Genomic DNA, 16504 nt, shown 5'->3' with positions numbered 1-16504 from the left:
TAACGACTGCTCTAAGGCGCCCCTACCTCTGGTAGGGGCGCCTTTGCTCTACCCCTCATTTCTTGATGTAGCCGGTTCGCTAAACTGGGGAGTAAGAAGATACGGCTAGAGGGGGCACTGCATGATTATTGGTACCGGCGTTGACGTGGTTAACATGAAAAGATTTGCAGAGATCATCGAGCGCACCCCGGGCTTTATCGATCGGGTGTTTGTTGAACATGAGCGCGGTAAGCCCCTACGGTCCTTGGCCGCACGTTTTGCCGCTAAAGAGGCAGCCGCCAAAGCCCTGCGAGCACCTGCTGGCTTGGTCTGGCAGCACTGCTGGATTGAAAATGATACGGACGGAGCTCCCCACCTGGTAGCTACGGGCACGGTGGCTCAGCGGGCAGCGGATCTGGGTATTAATCGCTGGCACCTTACTCTCACCCATGATGAACCGGTGGCTATCGCATCTGTCGTGGCAGAACACCTGACCGATGATGAACTACTCACCCTCATGAGGTTAGATCCAGCCGGCCGCGGTCTGCTATCTGCTCACCCTAGGGGGACTGCCCGATGAGCCTTGAAATAAGCCCTACCGTAAGAGCATTCGATGCTGGTCAGTTACCCGCTCTGCTTAAGGTGCCGGGCGAAAAGTCCCATAAGTACACACGTGGAGTGCTGGGAATGCTGACCGGTAGTGAGGACTACCCCGGGGCGGCGCTCATGAGTGTGCGGGCTGCTGTCAATGCCGGAGTTGGCATGGTGAGGTTTGCTGGAAGCAGCCAGCTCAACTTTCTGATGAATTTGTCGGTTCCTGAGGCAGTTTGCTCTACCGGTGACCCGCTAGAGTTGCGCGTCGATGCCTGGGCGTTGGGAAGCGGTGTCAGCCAGGGCTCACGGCTTGAACACATCGGGGCCGTGCTGAGCACCGAGGCGGCAGCGGTGGCAGACGCCGGCGCGGTAGCCCTTGTTGCCCAGCTGGTAGCAGGCGGTAGGCGTCTGATGCAGCAGCATATCCTTACCCCGCACGTTGGTGAACTTGCAGATTTCTTCACGTGGCTCTCGGCACTTGCGCCGAATCTGTTGGAGGGAGATGCCCCTGAACGCGCTGAGATAGAAGCAGATCCAGCATTCTGGGCTAGCCGAGCAGCATCCTTGAGCGGTGCAACGGTTCTGCTCAAGGGTGGAGTGACGCATGTAGCAACGAGCGATGGGCAGCTGGTGCTGACGGTCGAAGGCAACAGCCCCTGGTTGGCAACGGCCGGTAGCGGCGACACCCTCACCGGTGTGCTGGGTGCCCTGTTAGCGCAACATCAGGCCCACCACCCCCAACCCAGCGCTCCCTTAATCTACGCTCAGCTGGCGGCTGCAGCCGTGACCGTACACGGTCTTGCAGCTGACCTGGTGCATACGCCCGGTGCCCGCGGCCCTCTACCACCGACCGAGGTAGCCCAACGGTTACCCGCAGCATTGGCGCAACTACTGAGCGAGTAGGTACCGTAAAAGAAACCCACCCGGCTAGGAGCCGGGTGGGTTTGATGCTGTTAGGGGCTAGTAGGCGCCGTCCTTAGCGAAAACTGCGCGTACGGTGCGGAAGAGGATCACCAGATCGCCAATCACCGACCAGTTCTCAACATAGTAGAGATCCAGACGAATTGACTCTTCCCAGGACAGGTTGGAGCGGCCTGATACCTGCCAGAGACCGGTAATGCCGGGCTTAACCAGCAGACGGCGGTAGGCGTCTTCCTCGTACTGGGCAACCTCTGATGGCAACGGGGGGCGGGGCCCTACCAGGGACATATCCCCGATGAAAACATTCCAGAGCTGGGGCAATTCATCGATCGAGTACTTGCGGATGAACTTACCAATTTTGGTAATGCGGGGGTCATCAGCCATTTTGAAGAGAACCCCGTTGCCCTCGTTCTGCGCCATGAGCTCTTTTTTGAGCTCCTCAGCGTTAGTCACCATAGAGCGGAACTTAATCATGTGGAAGGAAGCGCCGCGGTAGCCAACCCTCTCCTGCAAGAAGAAGATGGGCCCGCCGTCCTTCTTGACCAAAAGAGCAACAACCAGCAGGAGGGGGGAGAGAAGGATAAGCCCCAGAGTGGAAGCTACGAGGTCGATGGAGCGTTTTACAACTGCCTGGAAACCCTCAATACGCGGAGTATGCACGTGAATCAGGGGGATTCCGCCCAGAGGCTGGGTGCGAATGCGGGGACCGGCAATATCGGTCATTGCCGGTGCCATAATGAGGGCCACGTGAGCTGCTGCAAGAACCCAACCTAAACGGCGTAGTTCTTGAGGGTTGAGACCGTGGCCGGTAGAAACTGCCACCGCGTGAATATTGTTATCGCGTACCACCTCAATAATGTCCGCTGCGTCGGGTGAGTAACCCAGAGTGGGGATTTCACCGTCTCCCAGGGCTGTACCTTCGGGTGAACGCGGTAAGTAGGCAGCTACAGGTGAAAGGCCGGAGGTTTGCCCCTCCAGCAGAGTCTTGTAGAGGTGATTGCCAGAATCATAGTCACCGATAATCAGCACACGGGATAGAGCTCGCCCGCGGTTTCTCCAGCTCACCAACCAGCGGCGTACAGACCACCGTGCGCTGAGCAAGAGAAGAATGCCGATGGGGTAGGCAAGAATAACGTAGCCTCGGGCAAACTCAATCTTGGTCAGATAGGAGAAAATTGCGATGAGGCAGAAAAAATATGAGGTGGACTTGATAACCAGTCGGTACTCATCATTACCCTGACCCAGGTAGCGGATGTTGCGAGAACCCGAGATGGAAAGAGCGGCGAACCACAGCAAACCGAAAATAATTCCGGTGTCAATGTAACCCATGGGTAGCTCAGTGCGGCCCATGACCTCTGAGTCCTCAAAGCCAAAGCTAACCAGGTGTGCTAGCGCGAAAGCTATAGTGATGGTGAGTGCATCAACGATGTAGAGAGCGGCCCTAATTTTTGGGTGCCATGGGCGGCGATTGCGAGTCTCCCCCCACCGCTCCTCAATGATGTCCTGATTCACGTGGTGTGTTCCCCCAGTATGAGTGATAAATATGCCTCAGGCAGGGTGCGAAAACTGCACAGTGGCACGTAGATGAATTAACTGTTAATTCTACTGCCTACCGAAGAGTAGGGGGTGCCTGATAAGGGTGGCTCTTTGCACACTCGCTAGGGCAATGAAACCGCTAGGTGGTGGGGCAGAGGCCCGCTTCACTCAGAATAAAATCAATAACTGGCCGGTAAAGATGAGGAGTTACGTTGTCGTCCATAGGAACAGCTACCAGAATCTGCCCCTGCTCTGCTGAAACGAAGAGGCCAGGATCATTACAGTCAGCGATGCCGATGGTGGCGTAACCAGCTGACGCGGCGAAACCAGCCAACCCGTGATCAGCGACGACTAGCCCCGGAGCGTCCTGCCGTTCCTCTAACTGAGCCAGGGCCAGCTGCATGGGGCCGGGAAAGTGGGTGTGCTGTAGGTTGCCGTACTGCTCGAACATGACGACGTCAAAGATCTGGCGGATATCGCCATCTAGGAACAGGTCACCTTCGTCAATGGTGAGGACGCGGGCTCCGGCTGCTCGGGCTGCACGCGCCATCTCAGCGTAGATGGGGAAGAGACCTGCGGGGTGACCGGTTGCGAAGAGGATGCTGTGGCCAGCTGCTACAGCCTGACCAAAAATATGCGCGTACTCAGTCAGAGCTTCCACACACTTCTCTGCACTGATGGTGTCCTGCCCCTCTAGGAAGGCCGGGTCTGCGCTAGTTCCTACGCGTCGAGCCATGAGCTCAAAGATTTCTTCGTAGCTCCAATCGCGGGTGAGTTTCACCCCGAACTCCAGGTGCTCGTTGCCCTCCACAAAGCCGTACATGTGGGCGATGTTGTTCTCGCGGGCTGTGGCTACCTGCCCGGTGATTTTGGAAGAGTTGAGGTAGTCAATGAATTCTTGGCGGCTCATAGAAAAAGTCATAGGTTTCCTTAGCGTGATTTATGGGGTTCTAAATACTGTAGGTACTGTGAAGCAGCTGGCTATAGAGCTCAAAGAGACGGTCGGCGGTATCGTCCCAGCGCAGGTGAGCTGCGCGTGCGGAGCCGGCTGCGCCCAGGCGCCGGCGTTCATCCGGTGCTCCCACCAGCTTTTCAATCGCTGATGCCCAAGCCTCCGGGGTGCGGGGTTCTACCAGGTACCCTGTCACACCGTCCTGCACGGCGGTCAGTAGGCCATCTGCCTTGGTGGCCAGCACGGGTGTGCCGCAGGCCTGAGCTTCAAGAGCTACCAGGCCAAAGGTTTCTGAGGAGGACGGGCAGGCGACGATATCAGCGGCACGGAAGGAGGCGGCAAGTTCCCGGGGCTTCTGGGAGGGGAGGAGCCTGACACGGTGAGCGAGACCCAGTAGCTGAGCTCGTTCGAGAAGCTGTTCCTCATAGTCGGTGTGGGACTGCCCAATGATATCGAGGGTCACCTCTAGGTCCTGGGGGAGAAGGGCCAGCGCCTCAACGAGAATATGGGGGCCTTTCAGCGGCTGCGGACGTCCGGCGAAAACCAGGTGAGCTGCGGTGGCAGAACCTGCGTTGGCGGCTGTCTCACCTGCTCGAGGTGTAAAAATGCCTATCTCTACACCCGGTGAGATTACCTTCAGCCGCTCAGAATCAGCCGCGTAGAAGTCCCGCATTTGCTGAGCTTCAAAGTCCGTATTCACTACCAGGGCAGACACGGTATCAATCAGGCGCTGCTCACCCTCCAGACGCACCTGCGGTTCCGGTTTCTCGCCGGGAGCCAACCGGGCATTTTTAGCTACAGCGGTAGTGTGCATGGTCTGAACCAGAGGGACATCGGGCGCATACTCTAGAGCTGCTAGCCCTGAAAGCCAGTAATGGGCGTGAACGATATCGGGCTGCCGCACAGCACTCTCCCGAATCGCCTGAGCAAAAGCAGGAACAAACTTCGGTAAATCCTCTTTCGAAGCACAGGCAGCCTCCGGCAGGTAGAGCGAGTGAACAATCGCCCGGTCAGAAACCCGCTCCGTTGTACGCGCCCCGTTACAGGCGGTATCCAGTGTAAAAACCTCCACCGATAGCTGTGGATAGCGCTTAAGTAAAGCCCGCAGAGAACGGTCGATATAGACATTCATGCCCCCAGCATCCCCTGTGCCCGGCTGCGCCAAAGGAGAGGTGTGCATAGAAATCAGATGAAGGTGCACGCTTGCCAGAGATAGGTCTACCACGCTTCACTACTTTACAGCCGATATGAGCCTGGCGGCACCAATTTCCCAAGGGGCTGAAGCCGCGCGCGTAGGGTGTAGTTTCAGCCAGCTGACCCTCTTGCAGTCTCGCGCTGGGCGCTCGCCTGCAATTCACGCCAGCCCCGACCAGCTGGCCGAAACTACACCCTATGCGCGCCAGGTCTACCTCCAAACCTCCCCTACTTTCACCCGTGATGTACTGGCAGCCATATGACCAAGCGCGTCAAAGTGGACTACCCTAAAAAGAGAAGAATTCATTAAACGAAGGCAGGAAGAGCAATGAGTCTTACCAGCGGCTACCGCCAGCAGGGTTTCGTGCCCCTGGATGCCCCCGGCGATTTTGAGCGCCTTGCCCTCATTGACTTGGACGCCCTTGAGCACAACGTCACCCGTATTCGTTCCCTGATCGGGAAGCGGGAACTGGTTGCTGTGGTGAAGGCAGATGCCTACGGGCACGGTGCAGTTGATGTGGCCCGCTCTGCTCTAGCTGCGGGCGCGGATGCGCTGGGAGTGGTGCACGTACGGGAGGCGGCTGCCCTGCGCGATGCTGGTATTGATGCCCCTATCATTGCCTGGTTGCACACCCCCCGCACTGATTTTGAGCTTGCCTTGGGGCTGAACCTGCAGCTGGGTGTTTCTAGCGTCTGGGAACTAGAGAAAATTGCGGTTGCTGCCCAGGCTGTTACCCCTTCCCAGCCGGTGCTCCTGCATCTTAAGGTAGACACCGGGCTTGGCCGTAACGGCATCATGCCTGCTGATCTTGAAGAGCTGGCTGGGCGCGCCCGTGACTACGAGGTGCAGGGGCTGGTGAAAGTGCGCGGGCTCTTTACCCACCTGGCGGTAGCCGATGAACCGCAACGCCCTGAAACTGCTAGCCAGTCACAAGAGTTTGACCGTGCTCTGGCGATTGTACAGAACGCCGGGCTGACCCCTCATGTGCTGCACTTAGCTAATACCCCGGCAACCTTTACCGCTGCTGACCTTCAGCAAGAGGATGCGCTTCTGAGAGACGCCGTGCGCGTGGGGCTGGGTCTCTACGGCCTTTCACCGCTGCCTGGCGTGACCCCTGAAGAACTGGGCATCAAACCCGTGATGCACCTGCAAACCTTCATCAGCTCGGTTAAAGAAGTACCCGCTGGCCAGGGCGTTTCATACGGGCTTCACTACGTAACTGACCAGCCAACCACCCTAGCCCTGGTGCCCATGGGCTACGCAGACGGCGTGCCCCGGGTAGCTACCGGCGGGCCGGTGCGCATCTACCCGGCGGGCGCAGAGCCCAGCACCTACCGCGAGGTAGGGCGCATCGCCATGGACCAGATGGTCATTGATCTGGGGGCACCCGGCCTGTCTGACCCGGCCCTGGGCTACCTGGGGGCTCCCGCCGTCCTTTTCGGAGCAGGGCTGAACCCGCCGGTGACCGACTGGGCGCAGGCTGCTGGCACCATCAACTATGAAATCGTTACCCGTATCTCACCGCGCGTACCCCGCGTCTCGGCGGGCGGTAGCTGGCGAAATGACACCGCGGAAAGGTAGCCATGCCAACTTCTGAAGCAGTCTTTGACCTAGAAATTACCGGCCCCAGCCACACCGCCGCCGTGGCCCATGCGCTCGCGCCTCTGCTAGATGCTGGGGACGTGCTTATTCTGACCGGGGAACTGGGTGCAGGCAAGACCACCTTCACCCGTTCACTGGGGGAGGGGTTAGGAGTACGCGAGGGCGTCATCTCTCCCACCTTCGTGCTCTCCCGCGTGCACCCCAACCTGGCCGATGGCCCGCGCCCCGGTGGGCCTGACCTGGTACATGTAGACGCCTATCGGCTGGCATCGGGTGAAGAACTGGACGATCTGGACTTGGAGTACTCCCTGGACCGCTCAGTTACCGTCATTGAATGGGGCAGAGACAAGGCTGAACACCTCGCAGAATCCCTGCTGGACCTGGAGTTCACCCGTATCACCGGTGCCGACCTAGCCGAGACCGACCCCTACCAGCTCTACGCCAGTGGCAGTGAAACTGACGAGGACGAGGACGAAGAATCCCCCGAACCGCGCCGCCTGCGCGTCATAGCCCGCGGCCCCCGCTGGCTTAGCCAGAGCCCCAGCGCTTTCGACCGGCTACAACAGGCTCTCACCCATGCCGCCCCGACCACGGAGTAAACTAACACAGTGCTTTTTCTTGCCCTAGACTCATCTGCCACCGCCTCTGTCGCCCTAGGACGTATCGAAGGGGATCAGCTCACCCTGCTCGCACACCGCGCCACCGAGGACACCCGCTCCCATGCCGAGGTCATGTCGCCCTTCGTTGCCGAAGTACTGGCCGAGGCCGGCGTCAGCGGCGGTGACCTTGACGCCGTGCTGACCGGCACCGGGCCCGGCCCCTTTACCGGCCTGCGCGCAGGTATCGTGACCGCCCGTGCGCTCGCCGTCACCTGGGACCTTCCTCTCTACGGCATGATGAGCCTGACCGCACTGGCCGAGGCCGCCCACTCTGCTGCCAGGGACGCCGGCCAGCAGCGTTTTCTGGTCGCTAGCGATGCCCGCCGCAGGGAAGTCTACTCGGCTGTTTACGAGCTCACCGAAACCGGCTACTCACTGGTGCAGGGTCCCACCGTTGGCCCGGCCGCCGAAGCTCCTGCTCTGCCCGCCTACGGTTTTGGAACCTCTCTCTATCCCCAGGACCTCGATGCCCAGCCCGGCTTCGAGAGCATGCAACCCGGCGCCAGCCACCTGCTACGCGCAGCTGCCCGCCTGGGAGCAGACGCACTGAGCGCCGATACCTCGGCTCTTTACCTGCGCGAGTCAGACGCCAAGGTGCCAGCCGTCCGCAAAAAGTCAGGTAGCTAATGCTCCAGGCAGATCTACCCGACGGGCTGCCCTGCGTCCGTGCCCGCGAAATGACCCTTATGGACGTGCCGACCGTACATACTCTGGAAAGCCAGCTCTTCCCGGCTGATGCCTGGCCGCTCGATATGTTCCTGGCAGAAATAGTGCATCCCACCAGGGGCTATATTGTGCTGGAAACCGTGCCGGAAGGGAGCAGCGAGACTGAAATTATTGGCTACGCCGGGGTGATGAGTATCGCCGAGACAGCCGATGTGCAGACCATTGCCATCGCCCCACACCACGAGGGTAAGGGCTACGGGCGAGCACTGCTGGATTTTCTTACCCGCGAAGCTAGAGCCCGCGGTGCTGAACAGATACTGCTAGAAGTACGCGCTGATAACCCCCGCGCCCAAGACCTCTACCAGCGCAACGGCTACCAGCAAATTCACCTGCGCCGCGGCTATTACAACGACGGCGTAGACGCTATCATCATGCGTAAAGAGCTACCGGCTCCCGCTGCCACCGCTGACGCCACGAGCAAGACCACAGACCCCACGACCGAAAGCGAAGCCCACCATGACTAAGGCAAACACCGAACCCCTGGTACTGGGCATCGAATCCTCCTGCGACGAAACTGGCATCGGCATCGTGCGCGGATCCACCCTGCTCACCAACACCGTCGCCAGTTCCATGGAAGAACATGTGCGCTTTGGCGGGGTTATCCCCGAAATTGCCTCCCGCGCCCATCTGGACGCTTTTATACCAGCCCTTAAACAGGCTTTGGACGAGGCTGGGGTAACCCTGGATGAGGTAGATGCTATCGCTGTTACTGCAGGGCCTGGCCTTGCCGGTGCTCTTATGGTCGGTGTGTCAGCTGCTAAGGCGCTAGCTGTAGCTACCGGCAAGCCCCTTTACGGCATCAACCACCTGGTTGCCCATGTAGGCGTGGGTCTGCTGGATGACTGCGGCATCGAAGGGCACAGCGCCGACTTCTTAGACGGTCTACCCCGCGAGGGTCTTGGCGCCCTGCTGGTCTCTGGCGGACACACCGAAATCCTGGCCGTGCGCGACATTACCGGCGATGTAGAACTCCTCGGCGCTACCCTGGACGACGCCGCCGGCGAAGCCTACGACAAGGTCGCCCGCCTACTCGGCCTGCCCTACCCCGGTGGCCCCGCCATCGACAAAGCCGCCCGAGAGGGCGACGGCAGCGTCTTTGCCTTCCCCCGCGGGCTCTCCACCCGCAAATTCATGGGCGCCGCCGAGGAACCCGGCCCCCACCGCTATGATTTCTCCTTCTCAGGCCTCAAAACCGCCGTGGCTCGCGTGGTTGAAGGCTTCGAAGCCCGCGGCGAAGAAGTACCCGTGGCAGACGTCGCCGCGTCCTTCCAAGAAGCCGTCGTCGATGTCATCACCAAAAAAGCCATGCTGGCCTGCACCGAACGCGGTATCAAAACCCTCCTGCTAGGCGGCGGCGTGGCAGCTAACTCCCGTCTGCGCGAGCTTACCGCCCAGCGCTGCGCCGAACACGGCATCAAACTGGTTATTCCTCAACTTAGTCTTTGCACGGATAACGGAGCCATGGTGGCGGCTTTGGGGGCTCGCTTAGTTGTCGAAGGGCGTAAACCTAGTGGCAGTGACTTCACCGCTGACTCATCTCTGCCGGTCACCACCATCTCGGTCTAAGGGTAGTAAGTCTGTTTAGATAGGGCGCGGAGGAAGGCGCCCTCAATGCCAGCTCCGAATACTTTATAAACTTAGTTGATAAAAATTGAGGCTTATTCATAAGGGGGTCCACACCCCAACCCCCACCAAGAGACAACGGCCCCACCAGACAGTAAACATGAGGATAAATCGCCAAAAATATTCTCAAACCACACCAGGAAGAACCGTTGCACCACCAGCCTACAACCGGCCTCACCGCCACACAATTCGCCATACTCATCACAGCCCTCAACACCCACCTCACCTGGATCAAACCAGCCGAGAAACCCCGCAGACTCACCCTGACCCAAGCCATAAAAATCACCCTCATCAGCTACCGACACAACCTCACCCAAGAAGCCCTCGCCCACCTCTTCGACGTCTCACAACCCACCATCTCACGAACCATCAGCACCATCGAAAGAGCCTTAGAGAAAGTCCTTACCCCTCTGACCCGACCTCTGAAAGAGAGCCTGAAAGCACCTCATCCCCACCTGGAACTGGCGTGTCCCTTGGGTAAAATAAACTTCTCAGGTAAGCACAAACGAGCAGGCTTCAACCACCAAGTCATCTGCACCCTCGACGGCAAACTCCTGGCCATCACCGACCCGCTACCGGGTGCCAGACATGATGCCCATACCTTCAAAGCTCACGGGTTAGATCAACTGCTAGATGTTTCGACTCTGGCTGATAAGGGTTATGTTGGCTTGAACCTAGCTACCCCTACCAAACGCAGGCCGGGGCAGCGGCTTAGTTGGGAGCAGAAGACGAATAATCGGGTGCTCAATCGGTTGCGGTCGGTGGTGGAGCGGGGGGGGGGGGGGGGGGGGGGGGGGGGGGGGGGGGCCTCAGGTGAAAAGCTGGCGGGTTCTGCATACTGGGTTCAGGCGGCCGTTGAGCTCGTATGGGCAGGTGTTTTCGGTGGTGCGGGGGGTTGCTGTTTTTGGTGGCTGGTGGGACCTTATGAATAACCCTCATTATTTGGGTGGTGCCCTGTGGTAGCTTGTCATGCTCTCATAGCTAATCTACTCGTAATTTTTAGAGGCTTATGTATAAGAGATAAGCCAAATTTCACCGTACGAGCTGCTAAGTATAAGCCTCACTTGTACCATCATTGAGGTTGACCTTTGGCGCTTTAGCGATTGATATTTTTAGAAATTAAGGTTGACTGTAAGCTCACTTTGTGTTCAGCTTTATATACAAGAGACTACCTCACAAAAAAATTAATCGGGAAAGGTAAGAGCAATGAGGCTCAGGAAATTACTTGCAAGTTCAGTTGTCGCAGCATTGAGCGTTTCAGTAATCGGAGGTACTTTTCAGTCAGCAAGGGCGGAATTTGTTAGCCCAGACTCCAATGTAGACCAACTTACAGCTGTCTATGTAGCTCCAGATGGCTCTGAGACAACTTATACACCTGGTAACAGTATGGGCGTAGAGGAAATGCTATCGCGGAATTCCGCTGCTCAGGGTTTTGTGGGGCCAATTTGGGCAGCATGTGGTGTAAAAGATCCACACGACAAGCTAGTCCATCAATATGATGCAGGAGCCCCACCTATGGGGGCGGAATTCCTAAGGAAGCCTAACTTGAAATGCGGCAATGAAAAATACGGTTACCGCCATATCAAACTGGAACATATGGATGACTGGGGAAACATCGCTACCCGCGTTGGGGGGAACTGGAGGGATTTCGCTAGCTTCGCTATTCAGTCATCTTTGGAGGCTCCTGCTAAAGCTTGTCTTGGTGGCAACAATGAAATTATATATCTCGGTGTCATAGAGCTTAGAAATTCTAACGGCCTAGTGGGGGAAAGATACTACCCGAGGGTTCCGGTAGGCCAAAGCACTAATAATATTATCACTGCCTTTCCTCAAAAAGATTTAGCAGGTTGTCCTTAATGACTTTAAATGTTCCAAACAATATCGATTCGGTAGTTCTCATGCTCAACGATTTAGGATCTGATAAAGTAGAAAAGGATGCCTCAAGTTTTGTTGTTCACCCGAACGAGTCGAGAGGTATTTCGTGGACGATAATGGAATCTATAGAGTCCTTAAAATCCCATGCTGAAAGCTTAGAAGATACTGCCGTAGTTTTGGGTCTTGGAGGGCGTTATTCACCTGGAGTTGCTCTAATGACAATACATCTTCAGGAAAAGATTGCGACCGCTCCTACCGAATGCTCACGGATAATTAAGATATCCGATGGCCGCTTTCAGGTATTCTAAACTCTCGATTTTCCATTTGATATAACTTAGGAAAGGCGCCAATTTAAATTGGCGCCTTTTCGATGTTTCTAAAAACCAACCTTTTTGGTTTGATATGTACTGGGTTTAGTTCCTATCGTTTCTTGCAATGGCTTGGAGACCAGCCACAGATAAAATGGCCCCAAGCATCTTCTAGAGTTCCCGCGCCTGCGCCACCAGGTCATCGACCACGGCTCGCAAATCGCCCTGGTGTTCGGCCGCCACCCGGCGCTGACGCTGATAGCCCGCACCCTCACGACAAATCCGTTCAACATCAGCTAATTCTGCGCTAGAGCCCAGGTCACGAGCTATGGGCTCCAACTTATCCAGCAGACCCAGCACGTCCTCGGTAACCAAGCGTTCCTCGTTGCGATTATTCATGATGATGATGGCTTCAGTGCCATAGCGCGCGGCCCGCCACTTATTCTCCTGAGCATGCCAGGTGTGCAACGGTTCTACACGCCCACCGGCGTCCAATTGGCGGCTAAACCACTCCACCAGGCACTGCGTGAAAGCTGTCAGCGCTGCAATATCGCGCACCGAGGCAAGCCCGTCATAGGCACGCATCTCAACCGTCCCGTATCCTGGCACCGGGCGGACGTCCCAGCGGTTTTCGCTGGGCTCGTCAATGACACCGGTTGCCAACAAATCATCCAGGTAGGATTCGTAGTCTTCCCAGGTCTCAAAGATAAAGGGCAGCCCACTGGTAGGCAGCTGCTGGAAGAGCTGGGCACGGTGGGACGCGAACCCGGTGTCCTCACTTTCCCAGAAGGGGGAAGACGCTGAAAGTGCCAATAAATGAGGGTAAAAGTTGGTAAGCCCGTTCAGCACCGGCAATGCCTTATCGCGCGAATCTACGCCGGTGTGTACGTGCACTCCGTAAATGATCTGTCGTTTACCCCAGAACTGGGAGCGATCCAGCACCCGCTGGTAACGGTCTTTATCAGCGACCGGCTGCTCAAGAGCCCGTGAGAAGGGGTGGGTTCCCGCGGAGAAAAAAACTAACCCAAGGCTGTCGGTGACCTCTTTGAGAGCGGACGCCGCCTGGCGCAGCTGGTCGGAGGCTTCGGCAGGGGTGCGGCAGATACCGGTCACCAGCTCGACGGTGTTATCCAGGAATTCCCCGGTGATATGGGGCTGAGTTTTGCCCGGCACCAGAAGTTGGGGGTGGTGCTCCTTGAGCGCAGCTAGCACCTCAGGCGCGCGCGATGATAGTTCGCGGGTGACCGGGTCAACGAGAGCGATTTCCCATTCCACGCCAATAGTGGACTGCTCTGAGACATTAAAGGGCATCATGGGCGGCTCCGGGGGCTAGTCAGTAGGCTGTTTCTAGTCTAGGGGCTGGGGTAGGGCGGTGCCGAATTCTGCGTCATAAAGACGAAAAACGGTAAGGACTGGTACAAGGGGTACCGGCAGTCTTATCGCTGCATCGGGTCAGCGTGAATAGCCAGCCGCCGAGATTCAGCCCCGCTACCCAGACGTGTCAAAATTAGGGTGGCAGGGACCGCCGCCGCTCCCTTTTTCTTCTTGACCCCGGCCAGGAGCTTGGCACGCAACTGCTCAGGTACAATGTCCACCCCGCGTTTTTTCACGGTCAGGGTAGTAATGCCCTGCTCCTTGACCCACCTCTTGAGCGCCTTATCCTGCAGGGAAAGCACCTGCTGAACCTTGTAGATCTGCGCAAGGGTGGTCTCAGCGGGGGCATCCAAGGTCAGGTAGGCAATCTTTTCATCCAGTAGCTGGGCACCCAGCTGATGAGCAAGATCTGAGACCAGGTGGGAACGCACCACCGCGCCGTCTGGCTCAGCTATGTAATTGCTGAGTTCTCCCACAATGGGTTCATGTTCGTGGGTTCCGGTGAGATCGGGGGAATCAAGAGCTGAGGTAATCTCGCCCAGCAACTCCGGCTCTAAGGGGTTAGACGAGAGGACGCTGGCCGCACGTCGCACACCTGGGCGGGCAAGAGCGTTGAACCAGAGCACCACCTCTACCACCGAACCTCCGTGGGAGACCCATTCAGCTTCGCAGTCTTCGGGAATATGCTCGTGGGGCAGGCCCGGTCCCATTTTGACGCCCATGGGAATACCGGTAGCCGCCAGCTTCTCTACAAAGGACAGGGGAGGGGAGAAAGCTTCAGAATCAAAGAGCCGCCTGGACGTGGTGGCGCCGCTCTCCACCTCGCGGCGGGCTGGGTCTAGCCAGAGTGCCTCTACCGGTTGCCCCAAAACCGTGTTCAGGTTTTCTAACTGCACTTCTTCTACATTGCCCACCAGCACCTTGGTGGTCTCAAAACCCTGCAGATTATGGGCGGTGAAAGCCGCCGTGGCCGGGTCAAGCTCCACCGCTGTCACCGCAAGACCGGCGGCGGCAAAGGCCAAAGAGTCAGCCCCGATTCCGCAACCCAAATCGGCTACCGAGCTAATGCCAGCGTCCACAAACCTTTGGGCATGACGAGCCCCCACGGCAGCCCGGGTTGCCTGCTCATAACCGGCTTCGGTCAGCAGCATCTTTGCGGCGCGCTCCCCAAACTTGCTGGAAGCCTGAGTGCGTAGCTTTGCCTGGGTGAGCACCGTCGATGTCTCCTCTGGGCTCAGCCCCTTGGACCGTAGCGCGCTCGCTGCGGCAAGGGCAGTATCAGCTGTGTAGGGGGTGAATTCGCGGACGGCGGCGAGCAGCTCTTCGCTGAAAGGGTGGGCCGGTGCGGGGGTAAAGCTAGTCATTGTTTCTTATTGTAGTGGTGCTAGCTAACTCCGCCGGGAACCGGTAGGTAGCTTCGTGATCGGCTGGGTGGCAAGAGCCCAAACGGCCCCGAAGACGGTCAGAGATCCCACCAAGATAAAGGTTGCCGGTAGGGCGAATGCCGTGAGCACAGCCGAGATACCCAAGGGGCCACCCACAACAGCCACCTGGGAGAACATGGACCAGATACTCAAGAACTTCGCCCTACCGGTGTCGGGGCTAAGGTCAGCACCGATGGTCATATTGATACCGGAGCCCAGGCCGTTGCCCACGCTCATGCAGATGAGGGCAAGGATGAAACCCCAGCTACCGTCCCAGAAGGGCACCAGCAGGAAGCCTCCGCCAAAGAATACGAGGCACAGACTCAGGATAAAGGAGCGCCCTACCCGGTCTTTCAGGTAACCGCCGGGGAACATGAGCACCATTTCCAGAGCAGAGCCAAGCGCTATAGCTAAGGAAATTTGGGCTTCGCTCCAGCCCAGGTGCAGACCCCAGAGAGCTACCAGAATGGGCTGGCTAACCCGGGCAACCGAGAGAAGGCTGACTCCAATGCCGGCAATGAAAACGGTGTTCCAAGCAACCGATAGTTGGCTTGTTTCGGTGGCTGCCCTGTTTTCTCTTGCCTGGGCAGTCGCCCGATCGAAGGTTGAATTAAAGCGGGGGATTCGCAGCAGTACCGTTGCGGCTAAAACCAGGACGATGGAGAAAGCAAAAACGGTCCAGATAGGAAGCCAAATGAGCATAAGGGAACCGACCAGTGGCCCGGCGAGAAAACCTGCTCGCTGCGCCCCGCCCAAGGACGTCATTGCCTTGCCTCGGTCTTTAGTTGCAACGGTTTCAGCCACCACAGCTTGGCGTGCCAGCCCCCAGGCAACCTGGGCAGGCACGCGCAACAGATGCCCGGCGATGTAGAGGGCAATAGACCAGCCTGACGGTACTGCCAAAGCCAGAATAGTCAGTCCCAGAGCGGCGGCTGCATTCAGGGTAGCCAGAGTCATGGCTCTCTTGTCGCCCACCCTGTCAATGGCTGCACCTACCGGTACCGTGCAGGCAAGTGCCGCAACGCCTGAGGCTGCCATAAGGAGAGCAGCTGCCGCAGGGGATATCCCTGTTTCGATAGCCGCAAGAATGATGAGCGGGGTGATAGCTCCCAGGGCTGCGGCAAAGAGGAAGGAGGGTACCAGTACCGGCCAAAATAGCAGTTTAATCACGGTATCCCTCCTGGTTTATGACCCGTCTCACCTTTGCAACCTCTCTATTCTAGACCCGGTACGGTGCGCTCACCGCGAAACCTGCTGGCTCGGTTGCTCCGTGAGCAGAGACGTTCTAAAGTTTTAGTTAGCACTTGACCGTTTAGAGTGCTAAATCTGTAGTCGGTGGCACCGCGACGACACCGCAAGCAGCTTTGGCGCAGGTCAACCCCTAACGTTTACGCCCTAGAAGGAGCAAGAACATGGCTACCATCAAGCCGCTTGAAGACCGTATTGTTGTGCAGATCGTAGAAGCTGAGCAGACCACCGCATCCGGTCTCGTGATCCCCGATACCGCCAAGGAAAAGCCCCAGGAAGCTAAGGTTATCGCTGTTGGCCCCGGCCGCGTCGATGACAAGGGCAACCGCATCCCCGTTGACGTAGCAGAAGGTGATGTTGTCATCTTCTCCAAGTACGGCGGCACTGAAGTTAAGTACGGCGGCGTCGAGTACCTCATCCTTTCAGCACGCGACGTGCTGGCTGTAGTCTCCTAAGACCCTTTATCTTTTCAACCACCCTAGATAAAG

18 protein-coding genes are annotated in these 16504 nt (G+C 57.7%); 12 read left to right on the top strand and 6 right to left on the bottom strand.

Annotated features, from left to right (window positions below):
• Positions 1 to 121: 121 nt before the first annotated feature.
• Together L6990_RS01155 and L6990_RS01150 are read left to right on the top strand one after the other, a co-directional pair.
• Positions 122 to 559, top strand: a complete 438-nt coding sequence (locus tag L6990_RS01155; RefSeq protein WP_237202243.1) for a holo-ACP synthase — start codon at positions 122 to 124, stop codon at positions 557 to 559.
• Positions 556 to 1476 (top strand): ADP-dependent NAD(P)H-hydrate dehydratase, encoded by a 921-nt coding sequence (locus L6990_RS01150; RefSeq protein ID WP_237202242.1) that lies wholly within the window; start codon positions 556 to 558, stop codon positions 1474 to 1476. The genes L6990_RS01155 and L6990_RS01150 overlap by 4 nt, the downstream gene beginning before the upstream one ends.
• Before the next feature lie 57 nt (positions 1477 to 1533).
• Here the strand turns inward: L6990_RS01150 and L6990_RS01145 are convergent, their stop codons facing one another.
• The 3 genes from L6990_RS01145 to L6990_RS01135 all read right to left on the bottom strand — a co-directional run bounded on the left by L6990_RS01145 (position 1534) and on the right by L6990_RS01135 (position 5207).
• Positions 1534 to 3006: a sugar transferase gene (locus tag L6990_RS01145; RefSeq protein WP_237202241.1), complete on the bottom strand. Its 1473-nt coding sequence runs from the start codon at positions 3004 to 3006 to the stop codon at positions 1534 to 1536.
• 163 nt (positions 3007 to 3169) lie between these two features.
• Positions 3170 to 3952: a phosphatase gene (locus tag L6990_RS01140; protein WP_237202240.1), complete on the bottom strand. Its 783-nt coding sequence runs from the start codon at positions 3950 to 3952 to the stop codon at positions 3170 to 3172.
• Between the two features lie 28 nt (positions 3953 to 3980).
• Positions 3981 to 5207: a glycosyltransferase gene (locus L6990_RS01135; RefSeq protein ID WP_237202239.1), complete on the bottom strand. Its 1227-nt coding sequence runs from the start codon at positions 5205 to 5207 to the stop codon at positions 3981 to 3983.
• Positions 5208 to 5229: 22 nt separating this feature from the next.
• Between L6990_RS01135 and L6990_RS01130 the strand changes: the two genes are divergently transcribed.
• The 9 genes from L6990_RS01130 to L6990_RS01095 all read left to right on the top strand — a co-directional run bounded on the left by L6990_RS01130 (position 5230) and on the right by L6990_RS01095 (position 11970).
• Positions 5230 to 5439: a hypothetical protein gene (locus tag L6990_RS01130; protein ID WP_237202238.1), complete on the top strand. Its 210-nt coding sequence runs from the start codon at positions 5230 to 5232 to the stop codon at positions 5437 to 5439.
• Between the two features lie 65 nt (positions 5440 to 5504).
• A complete protein-coding gene (gene alr / locus L6990_RS01125) occupies positions 5505 to 6758 on the top strand; it encodes an alanine racemase (RefSeq protein WP_237202237.1) in 1254 nt (417 codons plus the stop codon).
• A 2-nt stretch (positions 6759 to 6760) separates the two neighbouring features.
• Positions 6761 to 7378, top strand: coding sequence for a tRNA (adenosine(37)-N6)-threonylcarbamoyltransferase complex ATPase subunit type 1 TsaE (gene tsaE, locus L6990_RS01120; RefSeq protein ID WP_237202236.1), 618 nt, complete (start codon positions 6761 to 6763; stop codon positions 7376 to 7378).
• Positions 7379 to 7387: 9 nt separating this feature from the next.
• The gene (gene tsaB, locus L6990_RS01115) at positions 7388 to 8065 is read left to right on the top strand and encodes a tRNA (adenosine(37)-N6)-threonylcarbamoyltransferase complex dimerization subunit type 1 TsaB (protein ID WP_237202235.1); all 678 of its coding nucleotides are present in this window, start codon (positions 7388 to 7390) and stop codon (positions 8063 to 8065) included.
• Positions 8065 to 8628 (top strand): ribosomal protein S18-alanine N-acetyltransferase, encoded by a 564-nt coding sequence (gene rimI / locus L6990_RS01110; RefSeq protein WP_237202234.1) that lies wholly within the window; start codon positions 8065 to 8067, stop codon positions 8626 to 8628. Before tsaB ends, rimI begins: the two co-directional genes overlap by 1 nt.
• On the top strand, positions 8621 to 9730 hold the full coding sequence (gene tsaD, locus L6990_RS01105; protein ID WP_237202233.1) for a tRNA (adenosine(37)-N6)-threonylcarbamoyltransferase complex transferase subunit TsaD: 1110 nt from the start codon (positions 8621 to 8623) through the stop codon (positions 9728 to 9730). Before rimI ends, tsaD begins: the two co-directional genes overlap by 8 nt.
• Positions 9731 to 9936: 206 nt before the next feature.
• Positions 9937 to 10719: a transposase family protein gene (locus L6990_RS11975; protein ID WP_369127817.1), complete on the top strand. Its 783-nt coding sequence runs from the start codon at positions 9937 to 9939 to the stop codon at positions 10717 to 10719.
• Between the two features lie 274 nt (positions 10720 to 10993).
• Positions 10994 to 11644 (top strand): hypothetical protein, encoded by a 651-nt coding sequence (locus L6990_RS01100; RefSeq protein WP_237202232.1) that lies wholly within the window; start codon positions 10994 to 10996, stop codon positions 11642 to 11644.
• Positions 11644 to 11970, top strand: a complete 327-nt coding sequence (locus L6990_RS01095) for a hypothetical protein (protein ID WP_237202231.1) — start codon at positions 11644 to 11646, stop codon at positions 11968 to 11970. The genes L6990_RS01100 and L6990_RS01095 overlap by 1 nt, the downstream gene beginning before the upstream one ends.
• A gap of 171 nt (positions 11971 to 12141) precedes the next feature.
• Here the strand turns inward: L6990_RS01095 and L6990_RS01090 are convergent, their stop codons facing one another.
• The 3 genes from L6990_RS01090 to L6990_RS01080 form a co-directional block, all read right to left on the bottom strand.
• The gene (locus L6990_RS01090; RefSeq protein WP_237202230.1) at positions 12142 to 13284 is read right to left on the bottom strand and encodes a glutamate--cysteine ligase; all 1143 of its coding nucleotides are present in this window, start codon (positions 13282 to 13284) and stop codon (positions 12142 to 12144) included.
• 122 nt (positions 13285 to 13406) lie between these two features.
• Positions 13407 to 14708, bottom strand: a complete 1302-nt coding sequence (locus tag L6990_RS01085) for a class I SAM-dependent methyltransferase (protein ID WP_237202229.1) — start codon at positions 14706 to 14708, stop codon at positions 13407 to 13409.
• 24 nt (positions 14709 to 14732) lie between these two features.
• Positions 14733 to 15938 (bottom strand): MFS transporter, encoded by a 1206-nt coding sequence (locus tag L6990_RS01080; RefSeq protein WP_237202228.1) that lies wholly within the window; start codon positions 15936 to 15938, stop codon positions 14733 to 14735.
• A 242-nt stretch (positions 15939 to 16180) separates the two neighbouring features.
• Between L6990_RS01080 and groES the strand changes: the two genes are divergently transcribed.
• Complete coding sequence (gene groES / locus L6990_RS01075; protein WP_237202227.1) at positions 16181 to 16471, top strand: co-chaperone GroES; 291 nt, start codon at positions 16181 to 16183, stop codon at positions 16469 to 16471.
• The last annotated feature ends 33 nt before the right edge of the window (positions 16472 to 16504 follow it).

The sequence above is a fragment of the Rothia endophytica genome, assembly GCF_928381505.1.
Lineage (GTDB): Bacteria > Actinomycetota > Actinomycetes > Actinomycetales > Micrococcaceae > Rothia > Rothia endophytica_A.
Note: the sequence above shows the minus strand (reverse complement) of the source record. Positions and strands in the feature narration are given on the sequence as shown.